The sequence below is a fragment of the Colwellia sp. BRX8-7 genome (assembly GCF_014077275.1).
Classification (GTDB): domain Bacteria; phylum Pseudomonadota; class Gammaproteobacteria; order Enterobacterales; family Alteromonadaceae; genus Colwellia_A.
In genome coordinates this window covers 59373-85149 of sequence record NZ_JACGVP010000013.1, presented here as the reverse complement: position 1 = coordinate 85149, position 25777 = coordinate 59373, and the positions used below count along the sequence as shown (strand labels likewise).

Annotated in this window: 22 protein-coding genes and 1 pseudogene; 17 read left to right on the top strand and 6 right to left on the bottom strand. The window is 37.5% G+C overall.

Going from position 1 to position 25777, the window contains the following annotated elements; all coding sequences use genetic code 11:
• Positions 1 to 481: 481 nt before the first annotated feature.
• Both H4J57_RS20125 and H4J57_RS13735 read right to left on the bottom strand, forming a co-directional pair.
• Complete coding sequence (locus tag H4J57_RS20125) at positions 482 to 1117, bottom strand: PEP-CTERM sorting domain-containing protein (RefSeq protein ID WP_259366468.1); 636 nt, start codon at positions 1115 to 1117, stop codon at positions 482 to 484.
• 777 nt (positions 1118 to 1894) lie between these two features.
• Entirely contained in the window at positions 1895 to 3943 is a 2049-nt protein-coding gene (locus H4J57_RS13735) for a PAS domain-containing hybrid sensor histidine kinase/response regulator (RefSeq protein WP_182243330.1), read from the bottom strand.
• A 448-nt stretch (positions 3944 to 4391) separates the two neighbouring features.
• Between H4J57_RS13735 and eda the strand changes: the two genes are divergently transcribed.
• The 4 genes from eda to pgi all read left to right on the top strand — a co-directional run bounded on the left by eda (position 4392) and on the right by pgi (position 8796).
• Entirely contained in the window at positions 4392 to 5000 is a 609-nt protein-coding gene (gene eda, locus H4J57_RS13730; protein WP_182243361.1) for a bifunctional 4-hydroxy-2-oxoglutarate aldolase/2-dehydro-3-deoxy-phosphogluconate aldolase, read from the top strand.
• A gap of 1 nt (position 5001) precedes the next feature.
• Positions 5002 to 6090, top strand: coding sequence for a class II fructose-bisphosphate aldolase (gene fbaA, locus H4J57_RS13725; protein WP_182243328.1), 1089 nt, complete (start codon positions 5002 to 5004; stop codon positions 6088 to 6090).
• A complete protein-coding gene (locus H4J57_RS13720; RefSeq protein WP_182243326.1) occupies positions 6087 to 7064 on the top strand; it encodes a class 1 fructose-bisphosphatase in 978 nt (325 codons plus the stop codon). Before fbaA ends, H4J57_RS13720 begins: the two co-directional genes overlap by 4 nt.
• A 103-nt stretch (positions 7065 to 7167) precedes the next feature.
• Positions 7168 to 8796, top strand: coding sequence for a glucose-6-phosphate isomerase (pgi, locus tag H4J57_RS13715; RefSeq protein ID WP_182243324.1), 1629 nt, complete (start codon positions 7168 to 7170; stop codon positions 8794 to 8796).
• 107 nt (positions 8797 to 8903) lie between these two features.
• Here pgi and H4J57_RS13710 read toward each other — a convergent pair whose 3' ends face one another.
• On the bottom strand, positions 8904 to 9224 hold the full coding sequence (locus H4J57_RS13710) for a hypothetical protein (protein ID WP_182243323.1): 321 nt from the start codon (positions 9222 to 9224) through the stop codon (positions 8904 to 8906).
• Positions 9225 to 9462: 238 nt separating this feature from the next.
• Between H4J57_RS13710 and H4J57_RS13705 the strand changes: the two genes are divergently transcribed.
• From H4J57_RS13705 to H4J57_RS13695, 3 genes are all read left to right on the top strand, one after another.
• Positions 9463 to 10227, top strand: a complete 765-nt coding sequence (locus H4J57_RS13705) for a SapC family protein (RefSeq protein ID WP_182217822.1) — start codon at positions 9463 to 9465, stop codon at positions 10225 to 10227.
• Between the two features lie 113 nt (positions 10228 to 10340).
• Positions 10341 to 10940, top strand: a complete 600-nt coding sequence (locus H4J57_RS13700; protein WP_182217821.1) for a YjaG family protein — start codon at positions 10341 to 10343, stop codon at positions 10938 to 10940.
• 46 nt (positions 10941 to 10986) lie between these two features.
• Entirely contained in the window at positions 10987 to 12555 is a 1569-nt protein-coding gene (locus H4J57_RS13695) for a serine hydrolase (protein WP_182243321.1), read from the top strand.
• 62 nt (positions 12556 to 12617) lie between these two features.
• Here the strand turns inward: H4J57_RS13695 and rsmD are convergent, their stop codons facing one another.
• Complete coding sequence (rsmD, locus tag H4J57_RS13690) at positions 12618 to 13202, bottom strand: 16S rRNA (guanine(966)-N(2))-methyltransferase RsmD (RefSeq protein WP_070375326.1); 585 nt, start codon at positions 13200 to 13202, stop codon at positions 12618 to 12620.
• A gap of 341 nt (positions 13203 to 13543) precedes the next feature.
• On the opposite strand from rsmD, the pseudogene ftsY reads away from it, so the two are divergent.
• From ftsY to ftsX, 3 genes and pseudogenes are all read left to right on the top strand, one after another.
• Positions 13544 to 14470: pseudogene (ftsY, locus tag H4J57_RS13685) on the top strand (signal recognition particle-docking protein FtsY); the annotation flags it as partial.
• A 71-nt stretch (positions 14471 to 14541) separates the two neighbouring features.
• Entirely contained in the window at positions 14542 to 15240 is a 699-nt protein-coding gene (gene ftsE, locus H4J57_RS13680; RefSeq protein ID WP_182217164.1) for a cell division ATP-binding protein FtsE, read from the top strand.
• Positions 15224 to 16210: a permease-like cell division protein FtsX gene (gene ftsX / locus H4J57_RS13675; protein WP_404842489.1), complete on the top strand. Its 987-nt coding sequence runs from the start codon at positions 15224 to 15226 to the stop codon at positions 16208 to 16210. The genes ftsE and ftsX overlap by 17 nt, the downstream gene beginning before the upstream one ends.
• Before the next feature lie 21 nt (positions 16211 to 16231).
• Here the strand turns inward: ftsX and H4J57_RS13670 are convergent, their stop codons facing one another.
• Positions 16232 to 17449 (bottom strand): EAL and HDOD domain-containing protein, encoded by a 1218-nt coding sequence (locus tag H4J57_RS13670; protein ID WP_259364687.1) that lies wholly within the window; start codon positions 17447 to 17449, stop codon positions 16232 to 16234.
• A 313-nt stretch (positions 17450 to 17762) separates the two neighbouring features.
• Here H4J57_RS13670 and rpoH point away from each other — a divergent pair, with 313 nt between their 5' ends.
• Both rpoH and H4J57_RS13660 read left to right on the top strand, forming a co-directional pair.
• A complete protein-coding gene (gene rpoH, locus H4J57_RS13665) occupies positions 17763 to 18626 on the top strand; it encodes an RNA polymerase sigma factor RpoH (RefSeq protein ID WP_182243319.1) in 864 nt (287 codons plus the stop codon).
• Between the two features lie 288 nt (positions 18627 to 18914).
• Positions 18915 to 21548, top strand: coding sequence for an EAL domain-containing protein (locus H4J57_RS13660; RefSeq protein WP_182217160.1), 2634 nt, complete (start codon positions 18915 to 18917; stop codon positions 21546 to 21548).
• 18 nt (positions 21549 to 21566) lie between these two features.
• Here H4J57_RS13660 and H4J57_RS13655 read toward each other — a convergent pair whose 3' ends face one another.
• Positions 21567 to 22589, bottom strand: a complete 1023-nt coding sequence (locus H4J57_RS13655; RefSeq protein ID WP_182243317.1) for a hypothetical protein — start codon at positions 22587 to 22589, stop codon at positions 21567 to 21569.
• 92 nt (positions 22590 to 22681) lie between these two features.
• Here H4J57_RS13655 and tatA point away from each other — a divergent pair, with 92 nt between their 5' ends.
• The 5 genes from tatA to H4J57_RS13630 are packed head-to-tail and all read left to right on the top strand — an operon-like array spanning position 22682 to position 25741.
• A complete protein-coding gene (gene tatA / locus H4J57_RS13650; protein ID WP_070375334.1) occupies positions 22682 to 22921 on the top strand; it encodes a Sec-independent protein translocase subunit TatA in 240 nt (79 codons plus the stop codon).
• Between the two features lie 3 nt (positions 22922 to 22924).
• The gene (tatB, locus tag H4J57_RS13645) at positions 22925 to 23344 is read left to right on the top strand and encodes a Sec-independent protein translocase protein TatB (protein WP_182217157.1); all 420 of its coding nucleotides are present in this window, start codon (positions 22925 to 22927) and stop codon (positions 23342 to 23344) included.
• A 4-nt stretch (positions 23345 to 23348) separates the two neighbouring features.
• On the top strand, positions 23349 to 24092 hold the full coding sequence (tatC, locus tag H4J57_RS13640) for a twin-arginine translocase subunit TatC (protein ID WP_182217156.1): 744 nt from the start codon (positions 23349 to 23351) through the stop codon (positions 24090 to 24092).
• A 21-nt stretch (positions 24093 to 24113) separates the two neighbouring features.
• Positions 24114 to 24902, top strand: coding sequence for a TatD family hydrolase (locus H4J57_RS13635; RefSeq protein ID WP_182217154.1), 789 nt, complete (start codon positions 24114 to 24116; stop codon positions 24900 to 24902).
• Positions 24902 to 25741, top strand: a complete 840-nt coding sequence (locus H4J57_RS13630) for a GGDEF domain-containing protein (protein ID WP_182217152.1) — start codon at positions 24902 to 24904, stop codon at positions 25739 to 25741. The genes H4J57_RS13635 and H4J57_RS13630 overlap by 1 nt, the downstream gene beginning before the upstream one ends.
• The last annotated feature ends 36 nt before the right edge of the window (positions 25742 to 25777 follow it).

Genomic DNA, 25777 nt, shown 5'->3' with positions numbered 1-25777 from the left:
GCTTCCCGCTCAAACTTACCCTTTATTCAATTTCGCAACAGCTTGTTGCAAAATTGGGTGTCTCAACGTTTTAGCATCTTGTGCAACAACCGAGGATTACTCGATTGTTCGGAAACTATGACTATGAAGTAAGTTTTATTGATAGTTTTAAAGATAGCGCTATGACCGCTTTGAGCTTGCAGGAGTCATAGCTGTCATAGCATCATCCAACTCGATTGAACATCACCATGACTGACTCCTGAGCCACCATTGCCGACATTCGGTAGGAATAATTTTGGGGTTGAAACGAATAATTGTGCTCAAGTAGTGCTAATTGTTTACTGATATAAGCCAGAAGCCTTTATTTATCATGATTAGCAAAGGATACTTAATCCTATGGTGATAGTTTGGTGATGAAACAACCTAACTTACCAATCACCAGATACAAAAAAACACTGTCCATAACGACCAGTGTTTTCTAGAATCAAACAATATTAAATTATTAAGATTGTTTCTTAAATCGACGTGATGCTAAACCAATCATTCCTAATGCAAAAATAGCAAGTGTAGATGGTTCTGGTACTACAGTACCATCTTTATATAACATATAATTGATAGGGTTCGAAGTGTTTGGTCCCCAATTATTTTGCCACACTGCCTGGCTTGTCCAATTGTAGTAATCATGGATCACACCGTTAGAACCTATACCTACCAATCCGACTCGACCTATTATACCGTTGTCGTAAGTAAAATGCGTGTAACCAGAACTGTAACCAAATCCGAAATCCAGACTATTCCACCCGGTAATTGTACCGCACACTGTTCCGTACAATAGATTACCATCACACGGAGAACTTGCAACCCCAAGCACCGCATTGTAAAACTCGTCAATTACATCCGCAGTGACTATGGACCAACCATCAAAAGCAGCACCACTTGTCATCAACATATGAGTATCTGCAATGTTAAGGTTAAAAGCATCTAGGCGTGTGTACATTCGTCCAGAATTGGTGTCTGTTATATAATTTGTCTCGGTGTCAGTGGTCAGATAGCCGTGGGTGATTATTCCCGCATTTACAAAAGAGCTAGTAGCTAAAAACAAACCAACAATCACTATATTAAATATTTTAAACTTCATTTGATATTCCTTTGTAACCGTTTTAGGGGGTAGCAGTTATAAGTGAAACGTCATCACATATGCTACTGAGAATGCACAAAACATACCAAACTTAAAATATACAACAATTTCAATACAATGATAATTTATATAATTTTAAATCAAATAACACTGTAAAATAATCTGACACAAAAAACCTCATCAACCAGTTGAATTAATTATCTAATTTTAACAAAATGTAATTAATATTAGTTCCAGTATAAAAACACCTTTAGGTGATTGAATTTCACCCTAAATAAAATATAAACATTTTAAAAATCAGATTTAAGCTAGCTAAAACAACCATTTCAGTAGTGTAATTAATTAAAAGCAAGTAGTGCTAATTGTTGTATTTCAACACAGTAACACCGCTATAGACCAGTATTTTCAGTACCTTTTCACCACCTACTAACTGACTTGTAATAGTTGATTTGATATATCATCCGTTGTGAGTGAATTTGAACTCCACTGTCGGCTTTGAGCTTAAATCAGCCCCACAAATGAGAAAAAAAGCCCTGGCTAATAGTGCGCTGAATATCATCTGATTTTGCAAAGGCTTAATGTCCGCAATTGGCTAATTAAAGAAGTCCCTAATTATTAATAGCTTAATATTAACAAAGTTACGAAAGCGGATGTTAACGTCAATAGACTATTGAGCTGCTTTTAGTGTCCATAGACGTTGAACTACCTTCATCTTGATAGTCAACAAATCCACCACAGCGGTCATCACCTTTTCAAAAATCAATATGAATTAGAATATTACTTCGGTAGCCAGCGCTTTAATACTTCTTGCACCTTACTAGGGTTTACTGGCTTAGAGATAAAATCATTCATTCCAACCGCTAGACACTTCTCTCGATCGCCTTCCATTGAATTTGCTGTCATGGCGACTATTGGTATATCTTGATTACGTACCTTCGATTCTGTATGTCGAATTTGTTGAGTCGCTTCATAACCATCCATTACTGGCATTTGACAATCCATAAATACCAAATCAAAAGGGAGATTTTCTAAAGAATTTAACGCTTCTTCTCCATTAGCAGCTAATTCAACTTGCACACCAAATTTTTTCAATAAGCCTTGGGCTACTTTCTGATTAATCGCATTGTCCTCTACTACAAGAACTCTTGCGGTAAACTGAGGAAGTTCGCGAGAGCTATAGGCTGTGATCAACGGTTGTTCTGGTACGTTAAATTCTGCTACTTTAAGTAAAGTATTGTAGAGAATAGTTTGGTCGATAGGTTTATTAAGATACCCATTAAAGCCAGCGACCTTTGATTTATGAGCGTCTCCTCGTTGCCCTTGCGATGTTAGCATCACTAAACGAGTATTTTTAAAAAGGTGATTATCATTTTTTATTTTAGTACCGAGCTGCAAACCATCCATTTGAGGCATTTGCATATCTAGAATAGCGATATGGTAAGGTTTCCCCTTTGAACTTTCTTCAGTTAATTTTTCTAACGCTCTCTTACCGCTATCTACCAAGGTATGTTCAACTTGCCATTTAGTCAGCAGTTGTCCTAACAAAACCCTGTTTGTTAAATTATCATCAACAATAAGTATTTTTTGCTCCCGCAAGTTGTCAAAACCTTTCTTTGGCCTCACAGTGTTGGTATTAGCAAGATTTAGTGTAAACCAAAACGTTGAACCTTTACCTTCAACACTTTTGATACCTACCTCACCGTCCATCATTTCGACTAACTGCTTGCTTATAGATAGCCCTAGCCCTGTGCCTCCGTATTTACGAGTAGTAGAGCTGTCTGCTTGACTAAAACGCTCAAAAAGCTTGCTTTGTTGTTCATCAGTAAGACCAATACCAGTATCCGTAATTTCAAAGAGGATTCTTGTATGCTGATCAGTCTGCTCTTGTACTTTACAATATACTGATACCTCTCCTTCTTCGGTAAATTTAATAGCATTACCAATAAGGTTGTTGAGTATTTGTCGGATGCGTCCAGGATCAGCAATGAAAGACTGACTTGGCATAATATTAGCGGGACAAATCAGTTCTACATCCTTATTCTGAGCTTGAAAAGCAATACTGCTGCCAACATCATGCATCAATAATTCTAAATCAAATTCAAGGGGTTCAAGCTCTAACATACCAGCTTCAACTTTAGAAAAATCAAGAATGTCATTAATGATAGTTAACAGTGATTCGGCACTATATTTTACCGTTTTGGCAAAATTGTACTGTTCTTTATTTAACGAAGTATCAAGTAAGAGATTCGTCATACCTATCACACCATTCATTGGTGTCCGAATTTCATGGCTCATAGTCGCTAAAAATTGTGTTTTTGCTTCTGTTGCGGATTTAGCTTGTTCCTTGGCTATGGCAAGACTTTCTATATTTTGTTTTTGTTGAGTAATATCTGTGTGGATTGAGGTGAAGCCTTTGACTTCTTTGTTGCTATCGAAGTTGGGTACTATCGTAGTATCCACCCAATAGTAGTCGCCGTTCTTTGCTCTATTACGTACTTCATCATGCCAAACTTTACCTGCTAATACTGTTTGATGCATATCTAGCCAATAGGTTTTAGGCTGGTTATTCGAATTAAGTATGCTATGCTTTTTACCAATAAGCTCACTTTCTTGATAACCACTGATTTCTACAAATTTATCGTTCACATAGAGAATGTTACCGTCTATATCTGCTATTGATACAACTGAATGTTGCTCTAAGGCAAATTTGGCGGCTTCTGCTTGTTCTCTAGCTAAGATAAGACTTTCTTTTTTTGCGGAGGAGTCAGTGCGACCTATTAGCTTTAAAATTTTATCTTTTAAATAATGTAACTTGTTTTGATACATCCTTGCTCCGTGCGCTTTCATTTAAAAGTCATCATAATTGTTATAATCTCGACCATAGGTAAAGTTTCATTTTATAAACCTAGTCTAGTCCATTTTTTACTCACTTACTCTTCGTGCATAAAATTAGCGTTCAGAAACGAAATGCGACTGGCTATATTGCTTAAACTTGCCCCACAAACAAGCAGTAAATTTTAGGTAAACTTACTCTGAATATGATCAAGGATTAACAAAAACGTAATGACCGCTTTTGGCTATCAGTTGACCTAAATAACCGTCGATAGCTAACTTCCCTTTGGCGCACAAAAAAAACTTTTCAAGATATTTAACTAAATTTATAATCAGTGAATTTGTAAAATAAAGTGTTAATGCCGTAGTATATTTTTAGGGTTATACATACTCAATATCGATAATTTCATCTCTGATAATTGGAGAACCTGTTTATCGATAAATTTACCCACGTCAGCAGACTCTGCTACCTATAATTCAAGCAGACAATGTTGAACAAGGACTTAATATTGCTAAAGCTATGGCCGCCGCAGGTATCGGTTTAGTTGAAGTGGTACTGAGAACGCCAGCATCACTTGATATTATAAAAGCCATTAAGCAAGAACTACCCGAATTAAAAGTAGGTGCTGGTACGGTGCTTGACGCTAATGTTTTAAAGCAAGCACTCGACGCGGGTAGTGATTTTATTATTACGCCAGCAGTATCAAGTCAATTACTGACTGTTTTAGCTAAATGTACGGTCCCTGTACTTCCTGGAGTATCTAATACGGCAGATATACTTTTAGCAAAGGAATTTGGCTATAACGAGCTCAAATTATTTCCTGCTTCATTATCTGGAGGTGCTCCGTTTTTAAAAACTATGGGATCAGTTTTTAAAGATATATCTTTTTGCCCAACTGGCGGAATTAAGCAGAGTAATCAAGATGAATATTTAGCATTAACCAATGTATTTGCTGTCGGTGGCACTTGGATTGCTGATGCTAACTGGGTAGAATCGGGGCAATGGTCTAAGATCACAGCTGCTTGTTTAACTGCCCAAGGAATTAATTAATATGAAGAGTTTATCAGATCTAGTCAAAAGTGGTTTTGTCTTCGGTGAAGATGTTAGCGTGCTTTTTGATTATGCTAAAAAAAATAAGTTTGCTTACCCTGCGGTTAATGTCATTGGTACTAACTCTATTAATGCAGCACTCGAAGCGGCCAGTGAAATAAACTCACCTATTATTATTCAATTATCATATTCGGGTGCGGCTTTTTTTATTGGTAAAGGGCATAAACTTTCACCTATGGATGCCGCCATTGAAGGCGGTGTTATCGCGGCAAAATATATTAAAGCCGTGGCTAAGTTTTATGATATTCCTGTCATCATTAATACCGACCATGCTTCTAAAAAGCTCTTATCTTGGATTGATGGCTTATTAGCGCACAGTGAGGCACATTTTAAAACAACGGGTGAACCATTATTTAGCTCGCATATGATTGATTTATCTGAGCAAACATTAGTCGAAAATATTGATGTTTGTGCTCGTTATCTTAAACGCATGACAGCAATCGGTATGACCTTAGAAATTGAGCTCGGCTGTACAGGCGGCGAAGAAGACGGTGTCGATAATACTGGCCTTGATGCTTCATTACTTTATACCCAACCCGAAGATGTTGCTTATGCTTATGAGCACTTAAGTCGTGTCAGTGATTCATTCACCATTGCGGCTTCTTTTGGTAATGTGCATGGCGTTTATAAGCCTGGTAATGTGCAATTAACGCCTAAGATATTGAAAAACTCTCAAGCCTTTGTCGCCGAAAAATATGGTTTGGGACATAACGCGCTGAACTTTGTTTTTCACGGTGGATCAGGGTCTGCACCAGCAGAAATCACTGAAGCTATTGGTTATGGTGTCATCAAAATGAATATAGATACCGACACACAGTGGGCAAGCTGGAAAGGGGTTGCTGACTATTATCAAGACAATAAAGCTTATCTGCAAAGCCAAATAGGTAACCCTACGGGTGACGATAGTCCTAACAAAAAATATTACGACCCACGTGTCTGGTTACGTAAAGTCGAACTGTCGATGGCTGAGCGTTTAATCCTTTCATTTAAAGAACTTAATTGCCTTAATCGGTATAAGGGAGACTTATGAAACGCTTAGTTCACTGTTTAGAAAACGATAAGGTTGATATTGAACTTATTCTGTTAATTGATACCATTTTAACAGCCTGCAAAGAAATTTCTTTTAGAGTGGGACAAGGCGCATTGTCAAATGTGCTGGGCTCTACCTTAGATGAGAATATTCAGGGTGAAACGCAAAAAAAATTAGACATCATCAGTAATCAGTTACTTAAAGATATGTTGTTAGAGAGTGGTCGCGTTAGAACCATTGCGTCTGAAGAGGAAGACTCGGTGGTTGCGGCAACCGAAGGTGCCCCTTATATTGTCGCCTTTGACCCACTTGATGGCTCTTCTAATATTGATATTAATGGTCAAATAGGCACGATATTTACCATCTATCGCGCCAAAGACGACGTTCCGGCAACCAGCGAATTACAATTTGCTCAACAAGGAACCGAGCAAGTATGTGCGGGCTATGTGTTATATGGTCCCTCGACCATGCTGGCGTTGACCACGGGCGGTCCGTCGCGTTTATATACCTTAGATAGAACACAAGGCTGCTACTTACTGACCACCGCACAACTGGAAATACCGACACAGACAGCAGAGTTTGCGGTTAATATGTCAAACTTTACTCAGTGGTCATCGGGCTTTACCGATTACATTAATGCTTTACTGTTAGGCAATGAAGGCCCACGCGCTAAAAAATATAACATGCGTTGGAATGGCGCAATGGTGGGTGATGTTCATCGTGTTTTGTCTCGTGGTGGTATTTTTTGCTACCCCAGCGATACTAAAAATGCTCAGCAACCGGCTAAATTACGTTTGTTGTATGAAGCCAATCCCTTAGCCATGCTGGTTGAAAATGCTCAGGGTAAAGCTTTTACTGAACACGAGCGTATCTTAACAATCATACCATCGCATATTCATCAACGTGTTGCGGTGATTATGGGCTCAACGGAAGAAGTTGATGCATGTTTAGGGTATTTAAAGCCAACGCCCTAATCACTTGTAATGATTTTTTCGTATAAATATGACCGATAGCTAAAGGTTGCGCTATCATGTGACTTTGTAGTCAGTCTCCTCTTTAAATTAGGATATAACGGGTATGTTACCAAGCACCCCTGAGTGGAAGTCACTCGTCAATCATTATAATAAAAACGTACCGGTACAAATGCGCGATTTATTTACGCAAGATACGGAACGTTTTAATAATTTTTCACTTTCTGGCGCGGGAATAATGCTCGATTATTCGAAAAACCGTGTTACTGATGAAACCATGCACTTACTCATGAATCTGGCACAGTCATCCGGTTTAGTTGATAAGCGTGCTCAGATGTTTAATGGCTCAGCGATTAATACCACTGAAAATCGTCCGGTATTACATACCGCGTTACGTAACTTTTCAGGGAACGCTGTCTATGTTGATGGTGTCGATGTGATGCCACAAATACAGTCAACGCTGGCTAAGTTAGAAGTTTTTGTTAATGATATTTCATCAGGTAAAAAAGTAGGCTATACCGGCAAAGCATTTACGGATGTTATTAGTATTGGCATTGGTGGGTCTTTTCTTGGGCCTAAAATAATGTCAGAGGCACTAAAGCCTTATCAACAAAGTCAGTTAAACGTCCATTTTATTGCGAACGTTGACGGTTGTCACATTCATGATGTGCTTGCTAAAGTCAATCCTGAAACGACGCTCTTTATTACGTCATCTAAAACATTAACTACCCAAGAAACACTGCGTAATACCCTAACAGCACGTGATTGGTTTGTTGCTACTGCCACCACCGAAAACGTTAAACATCACTTTGCCTGTGTGTCGTCTAATGTTGAGGCCGCGCAAGAATTAGGTATAGATAAAGATAATATTTTTCCGATGTGGGATTGGGTGGGAGGACGTTATTCGGTCTGGTCTGCGATTGGTTTACCCTTAGCTTTAGCGATAGGTTTTGAGCATTACCGTGACTTTTTACAAGGTGCGTTTGAAATGGATGAACATTTCACCCAGGCGCCACTTGAAAAAAACCTCCCGGTTATTTTGGCGTTATTAGGTATTTGGTACCGAAATTTTCATGGCGCGCAATCACAGGTTTTATTACCTTATTACCATTATTTACGGGGTTTACCGGCTTATATCCAACAGTTGGATATGGAGAGTAACGGAAAATCTATTTCACTTGATAATAAATCGATGTCTTATGATACTGGGCCGATCATTTGGGGAAGCGAAGGGACCAACGGTCAGCACTCGTTTCATCAACTTATTCATCAAAGCAAAACCCCTATTCCTGTTGATTTTTTGATGCCGTTATTCCCCTTTCACGAGATGGGGAATCATCATGACATGCTGGCGTCTAACTGTTTTGGTCAAAGTCAGGCCTTAATGGCGGGGCAAAGTCTCGAAGAAGTGAAAGCGGCAATGAAAAAAGCGAACTGTGATGTATCAGAGATTCAAAAGCTGTCTACACATAAAGTTATGGAGGGTAATAAACCCAGTAACACGCTTTTATTTGAAAAGTTAACACCTAAGGTGCTTGGCAGTTTAATTGCTATGTATGAGCATAAAGTGTTTGTGCAGGGGGTTATTTGGAAAGTGAACTCTTTTGATCAATGGGGGGTTGAATTAGGCAAATCGCTGGGTAATAAAGTACTAACAAAAATAACTGACCCCAGTGAAACGCTAGATATGGATGGCTCAACGAATGCCCTTATTAAGCTTTACAGAGCTCGCTAAATGCTCAAGCTTAGCCAATAGTTGACTATTAGCGCTAGTTTTTTAGCGCTAATTTTTGCTATATTTAAGTGGGATTTATATATTTTATTATCTGCATCTATCAAAAATTAGAAAGTTTGATATTTTAAATATTCGGGATATAAAGTTAAGTAGTCGCACCAAGAACTAAAGCTACGGTATTGAAAACGTTTATCTGTGGCGGTGTACCATTTCGATTCACGAAGTGCCTGTAATCGAAATTTAATTTTGTACCCGTCGATTGCAACATAACAGGCAAGGTTTTCAGTCGTGTTGTTTTTTATTTTAACCTGTGCAAATCCGTCCAAATTACGGCCATAAATAGTTTTTGTTTTTGGCTTCGCATGGACGATATTTGTTAATAACAATATTAATACAGTAAAAAATAGGGTGATGAGTAAGTTTTTCATTAAATTTACATTATTTTCTTTAGATAATAAGGAAGTATTAGCTATTTGATATTCTTTACAAAAGTATAGCTGACTTATTGTGTAGAGTGAAAAGTGATTTAATATTTAAATAAAAAGAACATTTTTTTTTATATACCATTGAAAGCTCTCCCTATTGGCACCATAACTATTTATAACATTATATAAGCGCTAAAATTTTTAAATGAAAAGCGCATGCATTAAAGAGAAGAATATTATTATGGCTAACGTCGTTCCAGTAAGAAAAGATCAACACCAGAATTTAAAAGTTACTACTAAACGTGGCTTAGAACATATTGAGAAGCAACACATTGCTCCAATTACCGCAGCAGAATATACCAAAGCCGCTAACAGCTTTCCTATCTTCTTAGTTAAACAGCCTGAGGGCTCAAGCTTCCGCAGTATCGTTATGCTAGGACTAGAAGCTGGCGAAAACTTATACTATAAAGATGAACGTTGGACTGGTACTTACTTACCACACGGTGCATCTATGATGCCGTTTGGTTTAGGTATAGACCCAGATAAAGAAAAAACGTTAACGACTTATATCGATTTAGACAGTGCTTATGTAGGCGATGATAAAGATAATGCCTTGTTTGACGCTGAAGGTTTGGTTACCGATTTTTATAAAAACGTTCAAGAATCATTAGGCCGTTTATATGAAAATGAAACGATGACTGAACGATTCATGGTTGAATTAGCTGAAAATGATTTATTGCGAGAATTAGAATTGCATATTAATTTCAGTACCGGCGAAAATAAAAAACTGGTTGGTTTATTTGGCATTAATGAGAAAAAACTTCAGGAACTTAGCGAAGCTAAAGTTTTAGATTTCCATAAACGAGGTCTATTTATTCCGATTCATGCGATGTTAGGATCGATTGGTCAAATTAATCGTTTAGCTCAATTACGCAATCTATCTGATAGTGAGCAAAAAGTAACGGCTATTCAAATACAATTTGCTAAAGAAACCGCTGAAGCGTAATTGCTTAACGGTTTTAAAGAGAAGAGCCTTATGGCTCTTTTTTTATATCTAAATAAACGTAATGTTATATTTTGGGATATACTCATTTTTTAAACTTTTCCATGGAGAGTACAGTGGCTATTCAACTTCCTTTTTCCCATTTAAGTCAATGGCAACAGATCGCTTTTTCTGCTGCATTATTAGAGCGAATGATCCCCAATTATAAAGTTTTTTCTGAACATGCAGATTTTGGTGAATTTTCAGTATTACGTAATCAATTAGAGCTTATCTGGCAGTGGCTTGATAAAAATAATCGTTGTAAAATAAATTATGAAGCACAAATAAATAAACTGGAGCCACAAATACCCGATCCAGAAGGTTTTGATTTTTTTGGGGTATTTCCAGCCATTGATGCAACTATGGCAACAATGTCACTTTTACAGGCGATGCAAGATAAAGAGGTAGAAGGCGCTGAAATTGTCTCACGATTATCAGAGAATAGCGTAACTTATTATGTTGAACTGATGATCGCTGATCAAAGAGACGCTAATGACGACAGTGACATTACGACTAAAGAAATTGAACAACACCCATTAATGGAGTGGGAGTTTGATACGCAAAATGAGCTCTACTACGCACTAAAAGATTCTCCTGAAAATAAAGAAACCTGTATTAAAATTAAAGCGATGGTTCTTGAAGAAGGATTATCCAATTTAGGTATTGAAATTACTTAGGATGCACAATCTACTTATTAGAATAACTAAACAATTAGGATAAAAGATGAAATTATTCCACACTATTTTGATGACGGTAGCCTATCTATTTGCCTCTTTAGCTTTTGGTAATCCTGCAAATACGCTTGAACAAAAAAATCAAAATATCGAAAAATCGATTAATAAGGCAATGAATACTTTTCAAGTGCCTGGTGTTGCTGTTGCTATTATTAAAGATAATAAAGTGGTGATGAGTAAAGGTTTCGGTTTAACTGAATATGGTAAAAATAATAAGGTTAATGGCGATACTCTTTTTGGTATTGCCTCTAACACTAAGGCGATGACCACAGCGTTATTAGCCAATTTGGTGGATCAAGGGAAATTGACATGGCAAACAAAGGTTATTGATATACTCCCTGAATTTCAAATGCCAAACGCTTACGTGACTCGCGAGTTTACCCTACTCGATTTATTATCACACAACAGTGGTTTAGGCCTAGGTGCAGGCGACCTGATGATTTGGCCAGGTACAACGTTAACCAATAAAGATATTATTAAAGGCTTAAAGCATTTACCCGAGGTTTCAAGTTTTCGCAGTGAGTTCGCTTACGACAATTTAATGTATGTTATTGCCGGTGAGATCATCGCAAAAGTTACCGGTAAAACTTGGCAAGAAAATATTAAAGAAACTATTTTTAAGCCGTTAGGGATGAAGAATACTAAAGCAAAGTTTTCACTGATTTCAACAGACAACAAAAATGTTGCTCGTGCTCATGTTCCGTTAGATGGCAAGCTAAATGTGGTTGGTGGTAACTTCTTAGAGCAGTTTTCTTCAGCGGGATCTGTTGCCTCAAGTGTTAATGATATGTCTTTATGGCTCAAAGCGCAGTTAAACGAAGGCGTTTACGGTGATAACAAAAAACTTTTTAGTGAACGTCAAAGCCACAACATGTGGCAAATGCGAACAATATTACCGGTATCAGCTACCGCGACAAAAAATGATAAAACCCATTTTTCTGGTTATGGTCTAGGTTGGTTTTTAAATGATTATCACGGTGTAAAGTTAGTTCATCACAGTGGTGGCATTCTAGGTATGGTCTCTAAAGTTGTTTTAGTTCCAGAAGAAAACTTAGCGATGGTTATTTTAACCAATCAGCAATCGGGATATGCTTTTAATGCGATTTATCATCAAATATTAAATGAATATTTAGACTTGCCTGAAAAAGACTGGGTGGATTTCTATGTGACGATGAGTGAGCAACGAAAAAGTGCAGAAAAAAATCGTTTAGCAGAAGCCGCCAGTAATGTTGATAAAAATTCACGTCATTCTTTACCTTTAAAAGCTTATGCACAAACCTATCAAGATAATTGGTACGGTGATATTGCGATTAACTATGCAAATAATGCTTTAAGCATGCAGTTTGGTCATACACCCGCATTGCGCGGTGTATTAGAGCATTATCAACATAATACTTTTATTGTGCGCTGGGATGATAGAACCTTGGAAGCCGATGCTTTTGTTAATTTTAATCTGAATCCGGATGGTTCAATTAACGAGGTAACAATGCAAGCTGTGTCGCGCGCAACCGATTTTAGCTTTGATTTTCATGACTTAAAGCTTAAACCTAAGCAGTAAGCGTTTTATTGATAATGTTAAGCTGGGGGCGTTTAAGGTTAACTCCCAGCGATAAACGAAGGTTACATTTTTTGATATAAACGATAAGCGACTTGTCCGGCTATTTTTTCTTTTAATAGTGTCCAGTTCATGGGCAGCTGTTGGTTATTCTGTTCACTTTCCATTTCTATATAAATCAATGCGTTGTCAGCCAAACTATGTTGGTCTAATCGTTTGGCCGTTTGCTCCACTAAATTTTTGCGAAAAGGCGGATCAATAAAGACAATATCAAATTTGCTGATATTTTTTTCAATGAAACTCAGCGCATCACTATTTACTATCGAGATATTAGCTGATTTCAGTAAACGTTGGTTTTCAAGTAATTGCTGAGCTGCCGCTTTGTTTAATTCTACGAAACTAACATGGCTTGCCCCTCGTGATAATGCCTCAAAACCCAAACCACCAGAGCCAGCAAAGCAATCTAAACAGAGACTGTCTTGAATAAAAGGCATTAACCAATTAAAGACGGTTTCTTTTACCCTATCTGTGGTGGGTCTTAAACCTTCTGCCATTAAAACAGGCAGCTTTCGGCCACGGTGTGATCCGCCAATAATACGAATACTGCCTTTATTGTTAGGTTTTGCTGATTGTTTACGTTGTTTGTTCATATCTTACTCAGCTTTTGTTTTTTGTATTGTTTTTAGGTGCTACTATAGCGAGGATTTTATCCTTGTTTAGTGAACTATTGCCATCAAAATGATGGTGCAGAGAAGAATTTATTGTTATGTCAAAGAAAAAAGGTCTATTTTCCTGGTTAGGTTTGGGACGTCAGCAAGAAGAAGCTGTTGAAGAAGTTACAGATGTCGTTGAAACATCAGTAGAAACATCTGATGTTTCTGAAGAAAAAATCGCAGAGAATGTTGAAGAAATTCAAGGTGAAAGCCTTGTAATCGATGACATTGTTGTCGACAATATTCTTGCAGAGCCAGAGCCAGAGCCAGAGCCAGCAGCTAAGGCTGGTTTCTTTGCTCGATTAAAGCAAGGACTGACTAAAACACGCCAAAATATTGGTGGGGGAATATTTACTTTATTCAGTGGCAAAAAAATTGATGACGAGTTATTTGAAGAACTTGAAACACATTTACTGTTAGCTGATGTGGGTATTGAAACGACCACAAAAATTATTAAATCACTTACAGAAAGTGCATCACGTAAACAGCTTAAAAATGCTGAAGCTTTGTATGATTTACTCAAAGAAGAGTTAAAGAAAATTATTGAGCCAGCAAGTGTGCCGTTAGAGATTAATAATGATTCAGGTCCTTTTGTTATCTTAATGGTCGGTGTTAATGGGGTTGGAAAAACCACCACTATTGGTAAATTAGCGAAAAAATTTCAAGCTGAAGGTAAATCGGTCATGCTAGCGGCCGGTGACACGTTTAGAGCAGCGGCGGTTGAGCAATTACAAGTGTGGGGCGAGCGCAACGATATTCCTGTTATTGCCCAGCATACTGGCGCAGACAGTGCTTCTGTTATTTTTGATGCGATTAGTGCCGCAAAAGCCCGTGGTGTTGATGTACTCATTGCTGATACAGCTGGCCGGCTGCAGAACAAAAGTCACTTAATGGATGAATTGAAAAAAGTTGTCCGTGTTATGAAAAAGATTGATGATAAAGCACCTCATGAAGTGATGTTAACTTTAGATGCAGGTACTGGACAGAATGCGTTAAGCCAAACAAAATTATTTAATGAAGCGGTGGGTTTGACGGGACTAACATTAACCAAGCTTGATGGTACGGCTAAAGGTGGTGTTGTGTTTGCTATTGCCGATAAAAATGCGATTCCTATCCGCTATTTAGGTGTTGGTGAAGGCATTGATGATTTACGTCCGTTTAACGGTGAAGATTTTATTGATGCATTATTCACCCAAGATAGCTAAGATTTACGGTATAGTTTTGATGCCCGACTACACTATGTGAAGAACAACAAAAATAAGAGTATGGCCATTTTATGATCCACTTTAACAATGTCAGTAAAACCTATCCTGGTGGCTTTCTAGCACTTAAAAATGTTAGTTTTGAATTGGCTGCGGGGGAAATGGCATTTTTAACCGGACATTCAGGAGCGGGGAAAAGTACACTCTTAAAGCTAATGAGCTTAATGGAAAAGCCGACCAGTGGTAAAATCCAAATTAACGGTAATGAAATATCAAATATAAAGTATAAAGATATTCCTTATGCTCGCCGAAAAATAGGAATGATTTTTCAAAACCATAATCTATTAATGGACAGAACTATTTTCGATAATGTTGCATTGCCTTTAGTCATTGAAGGGTATAGCCACAAGGAAACGCGAAAACGCGTGGAAGCAGCGCTAGATAAAGTCCACTTGAGCGATAAATTACGTTGTTTTCCTAATATGTTGTCAGGTGGAGAGCAGCAGCGAGTTGGCATTGCTAGAGCATTAGTGAATAAACCATTAATCTTGCTTGCTGATGAGCCAACCGGAAACTTAGATCCTAAGCTTTCCTTAGATATTATTCGCTTGTTTGAAGAATTTAATGATTTTGGCGTTACCGTACTCATAGCTACGCATGATCTGGGGCTAATTGCTAGAATGAAATATAGAACGCTGACGCTTAAGCAAGGTTCAATGATCACCGATGGTATCGTTGAAGGTTTACAAGTTAGGCATGAAAACAATGAATAAACCTACCCGTTTTGGCCAACCTTCGCAGAAATTAAATTTTGCAGCAAAAATAACAGATAGATTAATTCGACATGTTCAACAAGCCGTAGGTAGTTTAGGCGATTTATGGCGTACTCCTTTCACCTCAATAATGACGGTTTTGGTTTTAGGTATCAGTTTAACCTTACCGGCTACGTTACATTTATTTGTCAAAAATGCTAAAGCCATCAGTGAACAGTGGGATACCGCCTCAGAAATCAGTTTGTTTTTGAAATTGTCAGTGACTGACAAAGCGGCACAAAACTTAGTTCATCGAATTGAACTTTATCCTGAGGTTGCCAAAGTTACTTACATCTCGGCAGAGCAGGCTTTACAAGAGTTTAAAACCTTATCTGGTTTTGGACAGGCGCTAGAATATTTAGATAAAAATCCCTTGCCAGCAACACTCTTAGTGACCCCAACAACGCGTGCTAGTCAAACACAGGCGGCTGGAGAGTTATTATTGAAGCTAGAAAAAGAACGAGAGGTTCAGCAAGGAAAATTAGACCTCGAATGGCTTTCTCGATTAGAAGCTATTGCTAAACTTATTGAAGATATCGTGGTAGGTATCGGTGCATTACTGTGTTTGTCTGTGGTGCTCATTATTGGCAACACTATACGCTTGGCTATTTTAAATCAAAAAGATGCGATTGCTGTGATGAAACTTGTCGGCGCGACGGATAGCTTTATTCAGCGTCCTTTTTTATATGCGGGCCTTTGGTATGGTATTTTGGGGGGGGTGGTCTCTTGGTTATGTGTGGCTCTGCTCGCTAAATATTTATCTGGGGCTCTCTCTGAATTAACCCACTTATATCAGAGTAACTTTATTATTAGTGGTTTAAGCTTTTCAGAAGCGATGACACTGATATTATTTGCCGTTATACTCGGTTTATCAGGAAGTTATATTTCAGTGCGTAAGCATATTCGTGCCATAGAGCCTACCGCTGATTAATAAAGTCTACTAAATGTCGATTTAAGTTCCACAGGCGATCATTTCGTCTGCCCATGACAGTGAGTCTTTATAAGCTTGAAAACAAAGTTCACTCTCTAAAGTAATTCTCTTGGCAATTTCTTCACCCTCTGCCCATAAGCCTTGTTCAATGTTTTTTACTAATGACAAGTAATCTCCAAGGTCACACTGCTCGCTTCTTAATGCCGATTTTATGCCTTGATGAATAGGTAATACACCTAATACATATTCTAATTCATGATCTAAAATACCATCGATTAACGATAATATACCGGTGAGAAAAGCTTTAGGCGGATTTTCACTTTCAAAACGGCAAAGGGCTATTTTTTCACAAAACTTAGCTCGTGCCAAAGAAAGACGCATAATTTCTGGATTTTTATCTGAGCTTAAATCTGACAGTGCAAGCAACGCGATAAATTTTTTCAGTTCAACTTGTCCGATATAAGCAAGAGCATGTTTTAACGAGGTTATTTCCTGGCTACTACCATAGGTAGGACTATTGATAAAACGCAGTAATTTATAAGTTAAGCCGGGATCAACGGCAAAAATTTCACTGATTTTGTTAATGTTTAACTCTACTTGGCTTGCTTGGCTGATCAGTTCGAGGATATTTTGTTTTGCCGTGGTGATTTTTCGCTGTTTTAGCATTTCTGGCTTTGCAAAAAAATAACCTTGAAAAAGTGTAAATCCCAGCATTTTTAATCGTTCAAATTGTTGTGAAGTTTCTACTTTTTCAGCTAATAGTGTTACGTTTAGCCCAGCAATTTTTCTGACCAGCTTGCTAATTTCTAGAATAGAAAACTGTAGGACATCAATTTTGATAATGTCTATGATAGGGTAAAATGGAGCCCACTTTTCATCAAAGTCAAAATCGTCTAAGGCTAATTTATAACCCTTCTCATGAAGTGACTGGCAAGCAGCTAATAGCTCAGGGGTTACCGGAACGTCTTCTAAAATTTCTAATACCACGTTTTTGGGATCAAGGAAGCTTGGGAAGTGAAAAATCAAGGTATCAGCATGAAAGTTAATATATGCGGGTAGATCACCAGTGACTTGTTCTATGCCTAAGCTTAAATGGTTATTAGTTAGTATGTTAGATGTTGCTTGATTAGGATCAATATCAGGAAAACTGTTACTTTTACCATCACGAAAAAGCAATTCATAGGCAACAACATTTTGTTTAATATCTAAGATGGGTTGACGAGCAACATATGAGTACAAATTATGACCCTCTAAAATTCATTTATAAGTTACTTAAATACATAAAGTAATAGCCACATCCTTGTTAAATTACATCTTGATACAAAAGCTAAGTTATTGTTTTGTAAGTTTAAAGTGTTTTCTGATACTTTTATGTTAACAAATGTACACAAAAAAAACAGATAAATCTACTTGACTGAGTTGTTTCGTCTTGTGTTGTAAGGTAATGTGTGATGCGTTGCTCGCCTACACGGTCGATGTATGCTATTATAGCGAGCTAGAAAGTTAAAATTATTTAAGAGTTATTAAAGAGCGATAAAGAGGGGTTTTTAAAATGAGTAAACCGATACAATCAATGGCGCTAACAGTTCCACGTAGCGGTAGTATTGAATCTTACATGCAGTCTGCTTATGGCATTCCTATGCTTACTGCACAGCGTGAGAATGAACTCGCCACTCGTTTATATTCAGAAAATGATTTACAAGCGGCACAAGAGCTTATTATGTCGCATTTACGTTTTGTTATTCATGTAGCAAAAGGTTATGCAGGTTATGGTTTACCTCAAGCTGATTTAATTCAAGAAGGTAACGTTGGTTTAATGAAAGCTGTTAAGCGTTTTAACCCGGAAGTGGGTGTACGCTTAGTGTCGTTTGCTGTTCATTGGATAAAAGCTGAGATTCATGAGTTTGTGTTACGTAATTGGCGTATTGTTAAAGTGGCAACAACCAAGGCACAACGTAAATTGTTTTTTAACCTTCGTAAAAACAAAAAACGTTTAGGTTGGTTCAGTAACGACGAAATTAATAATGTTGCAGAGACTCTAGGTGTTACGCCTAAAGATGTTTTAGAGATGGAATCTAGAATGAGTAATCAAGATCAGGCTTTTGAACTGTCGTCTGACGATGTTGATAATTCTGCTGGTGGAGGTTACTCTCCAGCCTTATATCTTGAAGATCATCAGTCAGATCTCGCTGTTCAGATTGAAGATGAAGATCACTCTTCTCATGCTAATAAGCGTTTATCTAATGCCTTGGTCATTCTTGATGAACGCAGCCAAGATATTATAAGAACCCGTTGGTTAACTGAAGATAAAACGACGTTACAAGATTTAGCTAACAAGTATCATATTTCTGCAGAGCGTGTCAGACAGTTAGAAAAAAATGCCCTTAATAAACTTAAAGGCTCAATGGCTGCTTAGTTATTGGATCATGTCTGTACCAACAAAAAAACCGATTTACGTCGGTTTTTTTATGTCTGCTTTTTGTAGACTTTCTCTTTTGAGCACTGATACTAGCTTGCTTATGTTAATCATTAACGGTCTTTTGTCCCTTTTTGGTAAACGTGCGCAACTCGTCAATTATAGTGTACAAAAAATAGACATATACTGTATTGATCTTATCAATTCAAATAAGGTACTAGCCAAGTGATATTAATTTGGTAGACTAACCGCTTAAAAATAATACTAATAACTAACTATGGAATCGCCTTGACGGAATTAAAGGCAAAGGAAGACATTCTGGCATTACGTCAGCTTCCCAAATTAAAGTCTCTACTTAAAAAGTATCGGCAGGTTAAAACCATGCAGTCGGGTTTGTTGCAGTTGTCTGAATTGGCAAGCACAGTTACCGATATGGCAGCCTTTTATGCTGAGCTTAAAACGGTGATTAAAACATTATTAATTACCGATAGTTTTCACATCACCCTGATCAATTCAAAAAATAATCTTGAGCTTGCTCATTGTCACAACCCCGAAGAAATTCGTTTACATGATCATTTAAAAGTTGCTGATTGGCGAAAATGCTTAACAGGTATGGTTTTTGAAAATGAAAAGCCGATGCATTGCTCTGCTAAAGAGCGTTTCGCATTAGCAAAATCAGGCGATATTTTTCTTTATGGTTCATCCTGTGTTGATTGGCTTGGTGTTCCGCTTAGACGTGGGAATCAGGTTATTGGTGTTCTGGCATTACAAAGTTACGATGATAAACTTTACTTTGATGAATATGATTGTCAGTTGCTTGAATTTATTGCCTTGCATTTAGTGACCGCTATTGATCGTGTACGTAGTCGTGAATTATTAGAAGAAAGTATTTTACTGCGTACTGAAACACTAACCGAAATGAATAAGCAGTTACAAGTTGAAATTGCTGAGCGTAAGAAAGCGGTGAAAATGCATAAAGCCTTATTATCAATTTCAGAAATTACGGCTAATTCACAAGATATTGATTGCTTCTATCGAGCTATCCATCAAGAAATTAATACTCTATTACCAGCAAAGAACTTATATATTGCTCTGTTAGATACGGGTGATAACAAAGATAACTCTATCGTGACTTTCCCCTATTATGACGATGAAAAAGTGCATACACCTCTGCCTCGAATGTTAGGTTTTGGTCTGACAGAATTAGCGATAAATGCTGTTGCACCGACATTGATCACCGAAGGTGAAGTCTTTTATTTATCTGAGCAAGGTGAAATAACGAGTGAACCGCTGACGATAGATTATCCTAAAAATAAAATGCCACAAGCATGGCTTGCTGCACCATTGATGGAAGATGGCAAGATATTCGGCATTTTAGCTATTCAGCATTACCAAGATTCGCAAGCCTATCAACAGAGTGACCTAACCTTGATACGCTTTATTAGCCAGCACGTTGATACCGCTATTTTACGTAAGCGTTCGCAAGCAGAAATAAAAAAACACCATGAAAAATTAGAAAATACGGTTAATCAACGTACCCAAGAGCTACAAGCGAGTAATTTAAATTTGCGTATGCAAATTGATGAGAGACGAAAAGCAGAAGCGCAACTTTACTATGAAGCACACCATGACGGCCTAACAAAACTGCCCAATAGAGCGATGTTTTCAGACCGATTGAGCTACTCATTACGACATTTGAAGCGTCATCCCGATCAACGCTTTGCCGTGTTATTTATCGATTTAGATCGTTTTAAAATGATTAACGATACATTGGGACACCATGCTGGAGATGAGTTTCTTATTGAGATAGCACTCAGATTACAAGACTGTGTCAGAGATAATGATATTTTAGCGCGTTTAGGGGGTGATGAATTTGTTATTTTGCTTGATTCACTACAATGTCAAGATGATATTGAAGAAGTGGCCTCACGCATTATTACCGCTGTTGCCAAACCCTTCAGTTTAGGTGGTCATACACTTTACTCGAATGCCAGTATAGGTATTGCGCAATGTAGCAGTCATTATAAGGATTCTCATGAAATTTTACGTGATGCTGATGCCGCTATGTACCAAGCGAAAAACTTAGGTCGTGGTCGTTATGTCTTTTTTGATGAAAGCATGCGAGAACAACTTATGGCAAGTATGACTTTAGAGCAAGAATTACGCGTTGCCATTACCAAGAGTCAATTTGAACTGCATTATCAGCAGATATCCAACTTAACGTTAACGAATACCATTGGTTTTGAAGCTTTATTACGTTGGCAGCATCCAACTAAAGGCTTACTAACGCCAAGTGAATTTTTATATATGGCCGAAGAAACCGGCATGATATTAGACATCGAAGCTTGGGTTATTAAAGAAGTTAGTCAACAATTAAAAAGCTGGCAACAAAATACCGAGTATTTTAATGCTTTTATTGGTATTAATTTATCGGGACGTCACTTAGTTCAAGCGAATCAGCTCAATAAGTTGATCAAGCAAATTAAAGACGCAGGTATAGAGCCTCATCGTTTAATTCTTGAATTTAATGAATCTGCATTTGCTCAACAAAGTGAATTAGCCCTGAAGAACTTACGTCGATTAAAAGAATTTGGGGTTAAACTCGCTCTAGATGATTACGGCGCGGGTTCATCGTCATTAAATTTCTTACACAACTACCCGTTTGAATTTATCAAATTAGACAGAAGTTTTGTTCGTACGCTAAATACTAATAATAAAAATTTATCGTTAGTTAAGGCTTTGCATGATTTGGGCAGTAACTTTGGCTACCATTTAGTCGCTGAAGGAATCGAGTCAGAGGAAATGTTGAAAAAGTTACAGAACGCCGGTTGTGAATTTGGTCAGGGCTTTCATATTAGTCGACCGATAAAAATGCCACGAATAATAACCAAAAGTGAGGTTGTAGTTAAAGTTAGCGCCTAATTTTTCGTTAACAATCAATTATATTTTACTAAAAAAACCTTCTATGCGTAGCGCAATTCCAGGTGTGGTGGTGTAGTTATCCTCTTTTGACCACTCTAAAAATGGTTCTACTTCAAAAAACAACCATTTTTCTAGTGCATTGAATCGATAACGATAACTCAGCGTATATTTGTCGGTAAAAAAACCATATTGACCATTACGCTCACCTTCAACTTGCAAACCAACAACGGAGGCCGTTGTTGAATCTAATTGATTTAATTGATAAAAGCCGTGTTTCCATCGAATGCCACTAAATGATTCAGAGCCGCGAATAGTATAATTGATCCTATATTGTGATTTTTCATTATATTGATAATTATATTCAAGAAATAACTTGGCTCCAAGACCGTCGCCTAAAAAGTAATAGGTTGAAGGTTCAACTTTAAAACCATGCTTTTCATTGAAGGTATACAACTTGCGCTTACGTATTTTTACAAAAATATCACCGCCTGAAATTCCTAATCGAGTATCGACTAAGCTATCGCTCTTCTTTTTAACCACATAACGTAAGGCCACGGCAAAGCTTTCTTCATTTATTTCTGGGCGAGTACCAATACCATCGAGGGGTAACTGGCCGTCTTCAACGTCATCTTCATCGGAAAGAATCAAGCTCATCTTATCTTTAAAGTGCGGTAACTTTACTTTTAATCGAAAACGAGAGTCAAGCTCCGCCAAATGACGTGCTTTGGGTATCCAGCCAAAACGTATTTTGGCTGTTGCTTTGGGTTCAATTTGTTGGCTATCAATATCAGTAAAAAAACTATCGAACCAAGTCGCCGATTGATAAACGGAATTAGCGATGGTGTCGTGTACGTCTTGACCCCAGTCATCGGGCACAAGTGTGGGTACAACATGCCTTTGTGGATGTTTGATAGGTTTTGCTATTTGCTTTTCAGTGTCACTGTCCATGTTTTGATCTTGTCTAGCATTACTCTGAAAAGTAGTGAAGGTAATGCTGATCATCAACAAGCAACTCAGATAAATAAGGTGCTTTTTCTGCAAAGTTTGTCCTATCGCATTATTTTGTCTATCAAAGGATGATTTTTCATTTTAAAACTTTATAATGAATCCATTCTAAATAATAGGGGTTTATCATGGGAAATATGGGTATTTGGCAATTATTAATTGTTGCGGTTATTATAGTGTTGTTATTTGGCACAAAAAAATTACGTAATCTAGGTGGCGATTTAGGCTCTGCGGTTAAAGGTTTTAAAAATGCTATGACAGATAGTAACGCTAAAAAGGAAGAAGAAAGTGCAGAAAATATTGCTGATAAGTCTGTTACTACCGACACCGAAGATAAAGTAAAAACAAAAGAAAAAGATCAGGCGTAAGCGATGTTTGATATTGGCTTTTGGGAGCTGTCGCTGATTGCGATAATAGGTATGATCGTTTTAGGTCCAGAACGTTTACCTGTTGCTATTAGAACGGTGCGCGGTTGGATAAGTGGTGTTCGTAAATTTAGTGATAGTGTAAAAACCGAGCTTACCGAAGAATTACGCATACAAGAATTACATGCTAATTTGAAAAAAGCTGAACAAGCGGATATGAAAAATCTATCACCTGAGATTGCTGAATCATTAAAAACATTACAAGAAGCTGCTGAGATGGTCAATCGTCCTTATCAACTCGATAAAGAGCCTGAAAAAGTTGACTCACAAAGTATTGTCTCAGAAAATATTGAAAAAAATGATAAGGTGACTGAAGAAGCAGCAGTCACTGCTAACCTTTCATCTTCACAAGAAAATAAAAAGTAACACCATGAATCCATCTCCAGCAAGTAGTTATACTTTATTTGATCATTTACTCGAATTACGCAGCCGATTGTTGAACGTTGTGGTGGGCGTTTTGGTTGTCTTTTTAGGCTTATTCTATTTCGCTAATGAAATTTATGAATATGTTTCCAAACCCTTAATGGAAACCTTACCTGAAGGGGGACAAATGATCGCAACCGATGTTGCCTCTTCTTTCTTTGCTCCTTTTAAATTAACCATGGTACTTTCTATTTTTATTGCCATGCCCTTTATTCTTTATCAAATTTGGGCCTTTGTTGCGCCTGGCTTATACAAGAATGAAAAACGCTTAGTTATTCCACTGATGTTCGGCAGCACCTTGCTATTTTATGGTGGTATTGCTTTTGTCTATTATGTGGTTTTCCCAATAATTTTTGCTTTTTTTACTTCTGTAGCTCCTGAAGGGGTAAATATTGCCACCGACATTACCAGTTATTTAGATTTTGTTCTAAAATTATTCTTTGCCTTTGGGATTGTTTTTGAAATACCCATTGTTATTATTTTACTGTGTTGGACCGGCTTTACCGATCCCGACAGTTTGCGTGCAAAAAGACCCTATGTTGTTGTTGGTGCGTTTGTGGTTGGCATGTTGTTAACACCGCCTGATATTATTTCACAAACATTATTGGCCGTACCCATGCTATTATTATTTGAATTAGGCGTTTTTATAGCGTCTATTTACCAGAAAAAAAACGAATCTGAAGAAGCTTAGTTTGATGAAACTGGATAGCTAATGATCGATATTGGCGTTAATTTAACAAATACTCGTTTTGATAAAGACCGTGATGAATTAATCGCGCGGGCTAAATCTGCTGGTATCAGGGCTATGTTGGTTACCGGAACTAATATCTCTGAAAGTCATAAAGCTTTACAATTATCTGCACAATATCCTGATTATCTTTATACCACAGCGGGTATACATCCCCATGATGCCGATAATGTCAGTGATAACTATTTAGATGACATTCGATTATTAGCTAAAAATAAAGCGGTAAAAGCAATTGGTGAATGTGGTTTAGATTTTAACCGTAATTTTTCTACGCCAAAGCAACAAGAAAAAGTGTTTGCTGAACAAATATCATTAGCTGCAGAACTTCAATTACCACTTTTTTTACATCAACGGGATGCTTTCCCTGTCTGGTTTCAATTACTATCTCCTTACTTAACCGCTGTGCCCGCTATGGTTTCTCATTGCTTTACCGGTAATGAGAATGAGTTAAATCAATGCTTGTCAGCTGGTATGTATATTGGTATTACCGGATGGGTGTGTGACGAACGTCGTGGAGAACCATTACAAGCGCTTATTCCATCAATCCCATTAGATAGGTTAATGATTGAAACAGATGCGCCATATTTAACACCTAGAAGCATTAAGCCTAAACCCAAAAGCAGTCGCAATGAACCAAGCTATTTACCTTACGTCATAGAAAAGCTCGCCCATTTGTACCAATGCCATAGCGACGACATTATTAATGCCACCAGTGAAAATGCGCGAAAAGTTTTCAACTTAGGTGAGCGTTAATGATCTCACTCTTTAATCGGTCAACTTCTTACCTTTTTATTGTTGCAATATTAGTGGTGATTTTATCGATAATTCAGTTAGTTGTGCAATTTTCATCGCTGACCTTACTGTTATTAATTATGGCTCTCTTTATGGCGTTTTTAGTCTTTTCACAAGAAAAAAACACTAAAAACTCTCTTGCTAGCAATGCAGCAGATCAGCACATTGAAAATGAAGTTCAAGATAACGATGAGCTTGAAAGTAAAGTACAAGAGCGTACTTTAGAGCTCAATATTGCTTTGCAAGAACTCGAAGAAGTTAATAAAGAGTTAGAAGAAAAGAATACGTTAGACGACCTTACCGGTTTGTATAACCGGAGGTTTTATGATCAAAAAATACTCGCTGAATATCGACGTAGTCGCCGTAACTTAACGCCCTTGAGCTTAGTGATTCTTGACATCGATCATTTTAAAAAAGTGAATGATACTTATGGTCACTTAGCCGGTGATGAATGTTTAATCGTAGTTGCTGCTTGCATTAAAAGTTGCTTGCGAAGAAGTGCAGACATCAGTTGTCGTTATGGCGGTGAAGAATTTTGTTTAATTTTGCCTGAAACCGATAGCCAAGGGGCATTAGCACTGGCTGAAGAATTAAGGGAAAGTATTGCTAGCTGTCAGGTTAGCTACAATAACACTATCATAAGTCTAACCATTAGCTGTGGTGTTAGTACTTATTTACAACAAAAAGATGTTCAAGCCGAGCATCTCTTTGCCGCAGCAGATCAAGCCTTATATCAAGCAAAACATAATGGCCGCAATCAAGTGAGACAACAAGACGTTGTCAAAGCTAGCGATAGTTAACCGCTAACTTATCAACTTTATTTATATAGGAAAATT

Excerpts from the sequence above, each read along its gene's own strand:
- H4J57_RS20125 (WP_259366468.1), bottom strand. The coding sequence starts at position 1,117 with ATGAAGTTTAAAATATTTAATATAGTGATTGTTGGTTTGTTTTTAGCT.
- H4J57_RS13735 (WP_182243330.1), bottom strand. The coding sequence starts at position 3,943 with ATGTATCAAAACAAGTTACATTATTTAAAAGATAAAATTTTAAAGCTA.
- fbaA (WP_182243328.1), top strand. The coding sequence starts at position 5,002 with ATGAAGAGTTTATCAGATCTAGTCAAAAGTGGTTTTGTCTTCGGTGAA.
- H4J57_RS13720 (WP_182243326.1), top strand. The coding sequence starts at position 6,087 with ATGAAACGCTTAGTTCACTGTTTAGAAAACGATAAGGTTGATATTGAA.
- pgi (WP_182243324.1), top strand. The coding sequence starts at position 7,168 with ATGTTACCAAGCACCCCTGAGTGGAAGTCACTCGTCAATCATTATAAT.
- H4J57_RS13710 (WP_182243323.1), bottom strand. The coding sequence starts at position 9,224 with ATGAAAAACTTACTCATCACCCTATTTTTTACTGTATTAATATTGTTA.
- H4J57_RS13705 (WP_182217822.1), top strand. The coding sequence starts at position 9,463 with ATGGCTAACGTCGTTCCAGTAAGAAAAGATCAACACCAGAATTTAAAA.
- H4J57_RS13695 (WP_182243321.1), top strand. The coding sequence starts at position 10,987 with ATGAAATTATTCCACACTATTTTGATGACGGTAGCCTATCTATTTGCC.
- rsmD (WP_070375326.1), bottom strand. The coding sequence starts at position 13,202 with ATGAACAAACAACGTAAACAATCAGCAAAACCTAACAATAAAGGCAGT.
- ftsE (WP_182217164.1), top strand. The coding sequence starts at position 14,542 with ATGATCCACTTTAACAATGTCAGTAAAACCTATCCTGGTGGCTTTCTA.
- ftsX (WP_404842489.1), top strand. The coding sequence starts at position 15,224 with ATGAAAACAATGAATAAACCTACCCGTTTTGGCCAACCTTCGCAGAAA.
- rpoH (WP_182243319.1), top strand. The coding sequence starts at position 17,763 with ATGAGTAAACCGATACAATCAATGGCGCTAACAGTTCCACGTAGCGGT.
- tatA (WP_070375334.1), top strand. The coding sequence starts at position 22,682 with ATGGGAAATATGGGTATTTGGCAATTATTAATTGTTGCGGTTATTATA.
- tatB (WP_182217157.1), top strand. The coding sequence starts at position 22,925 with ATGTTTGATATTGGCTTTTGGGAGCTGTCGCTGATTGCGATAATAGGT.
- tatC (WP_182217156.1), top strand. The coding sequence starts at position 23,349 with ATGAATCCATCTCCAGCAAGTAGTTATACTTTATTTGATCATTTACTC.
- H4J57_RS13635 (WP_182217154.1), top strand. The coding sequence starts at position 24,114 with ATGATCGATATTGGCGTTAATTTAACAAATACTCGTTTTGATAAAGAC.
- H4J57_RS13630 (WP_182217152.1), top strand. The coding sequence starts at position 24,902 with ATGATCTCACTCTTTAATCGGTCAACTTCTTACCTTTTTATTGTTGCA.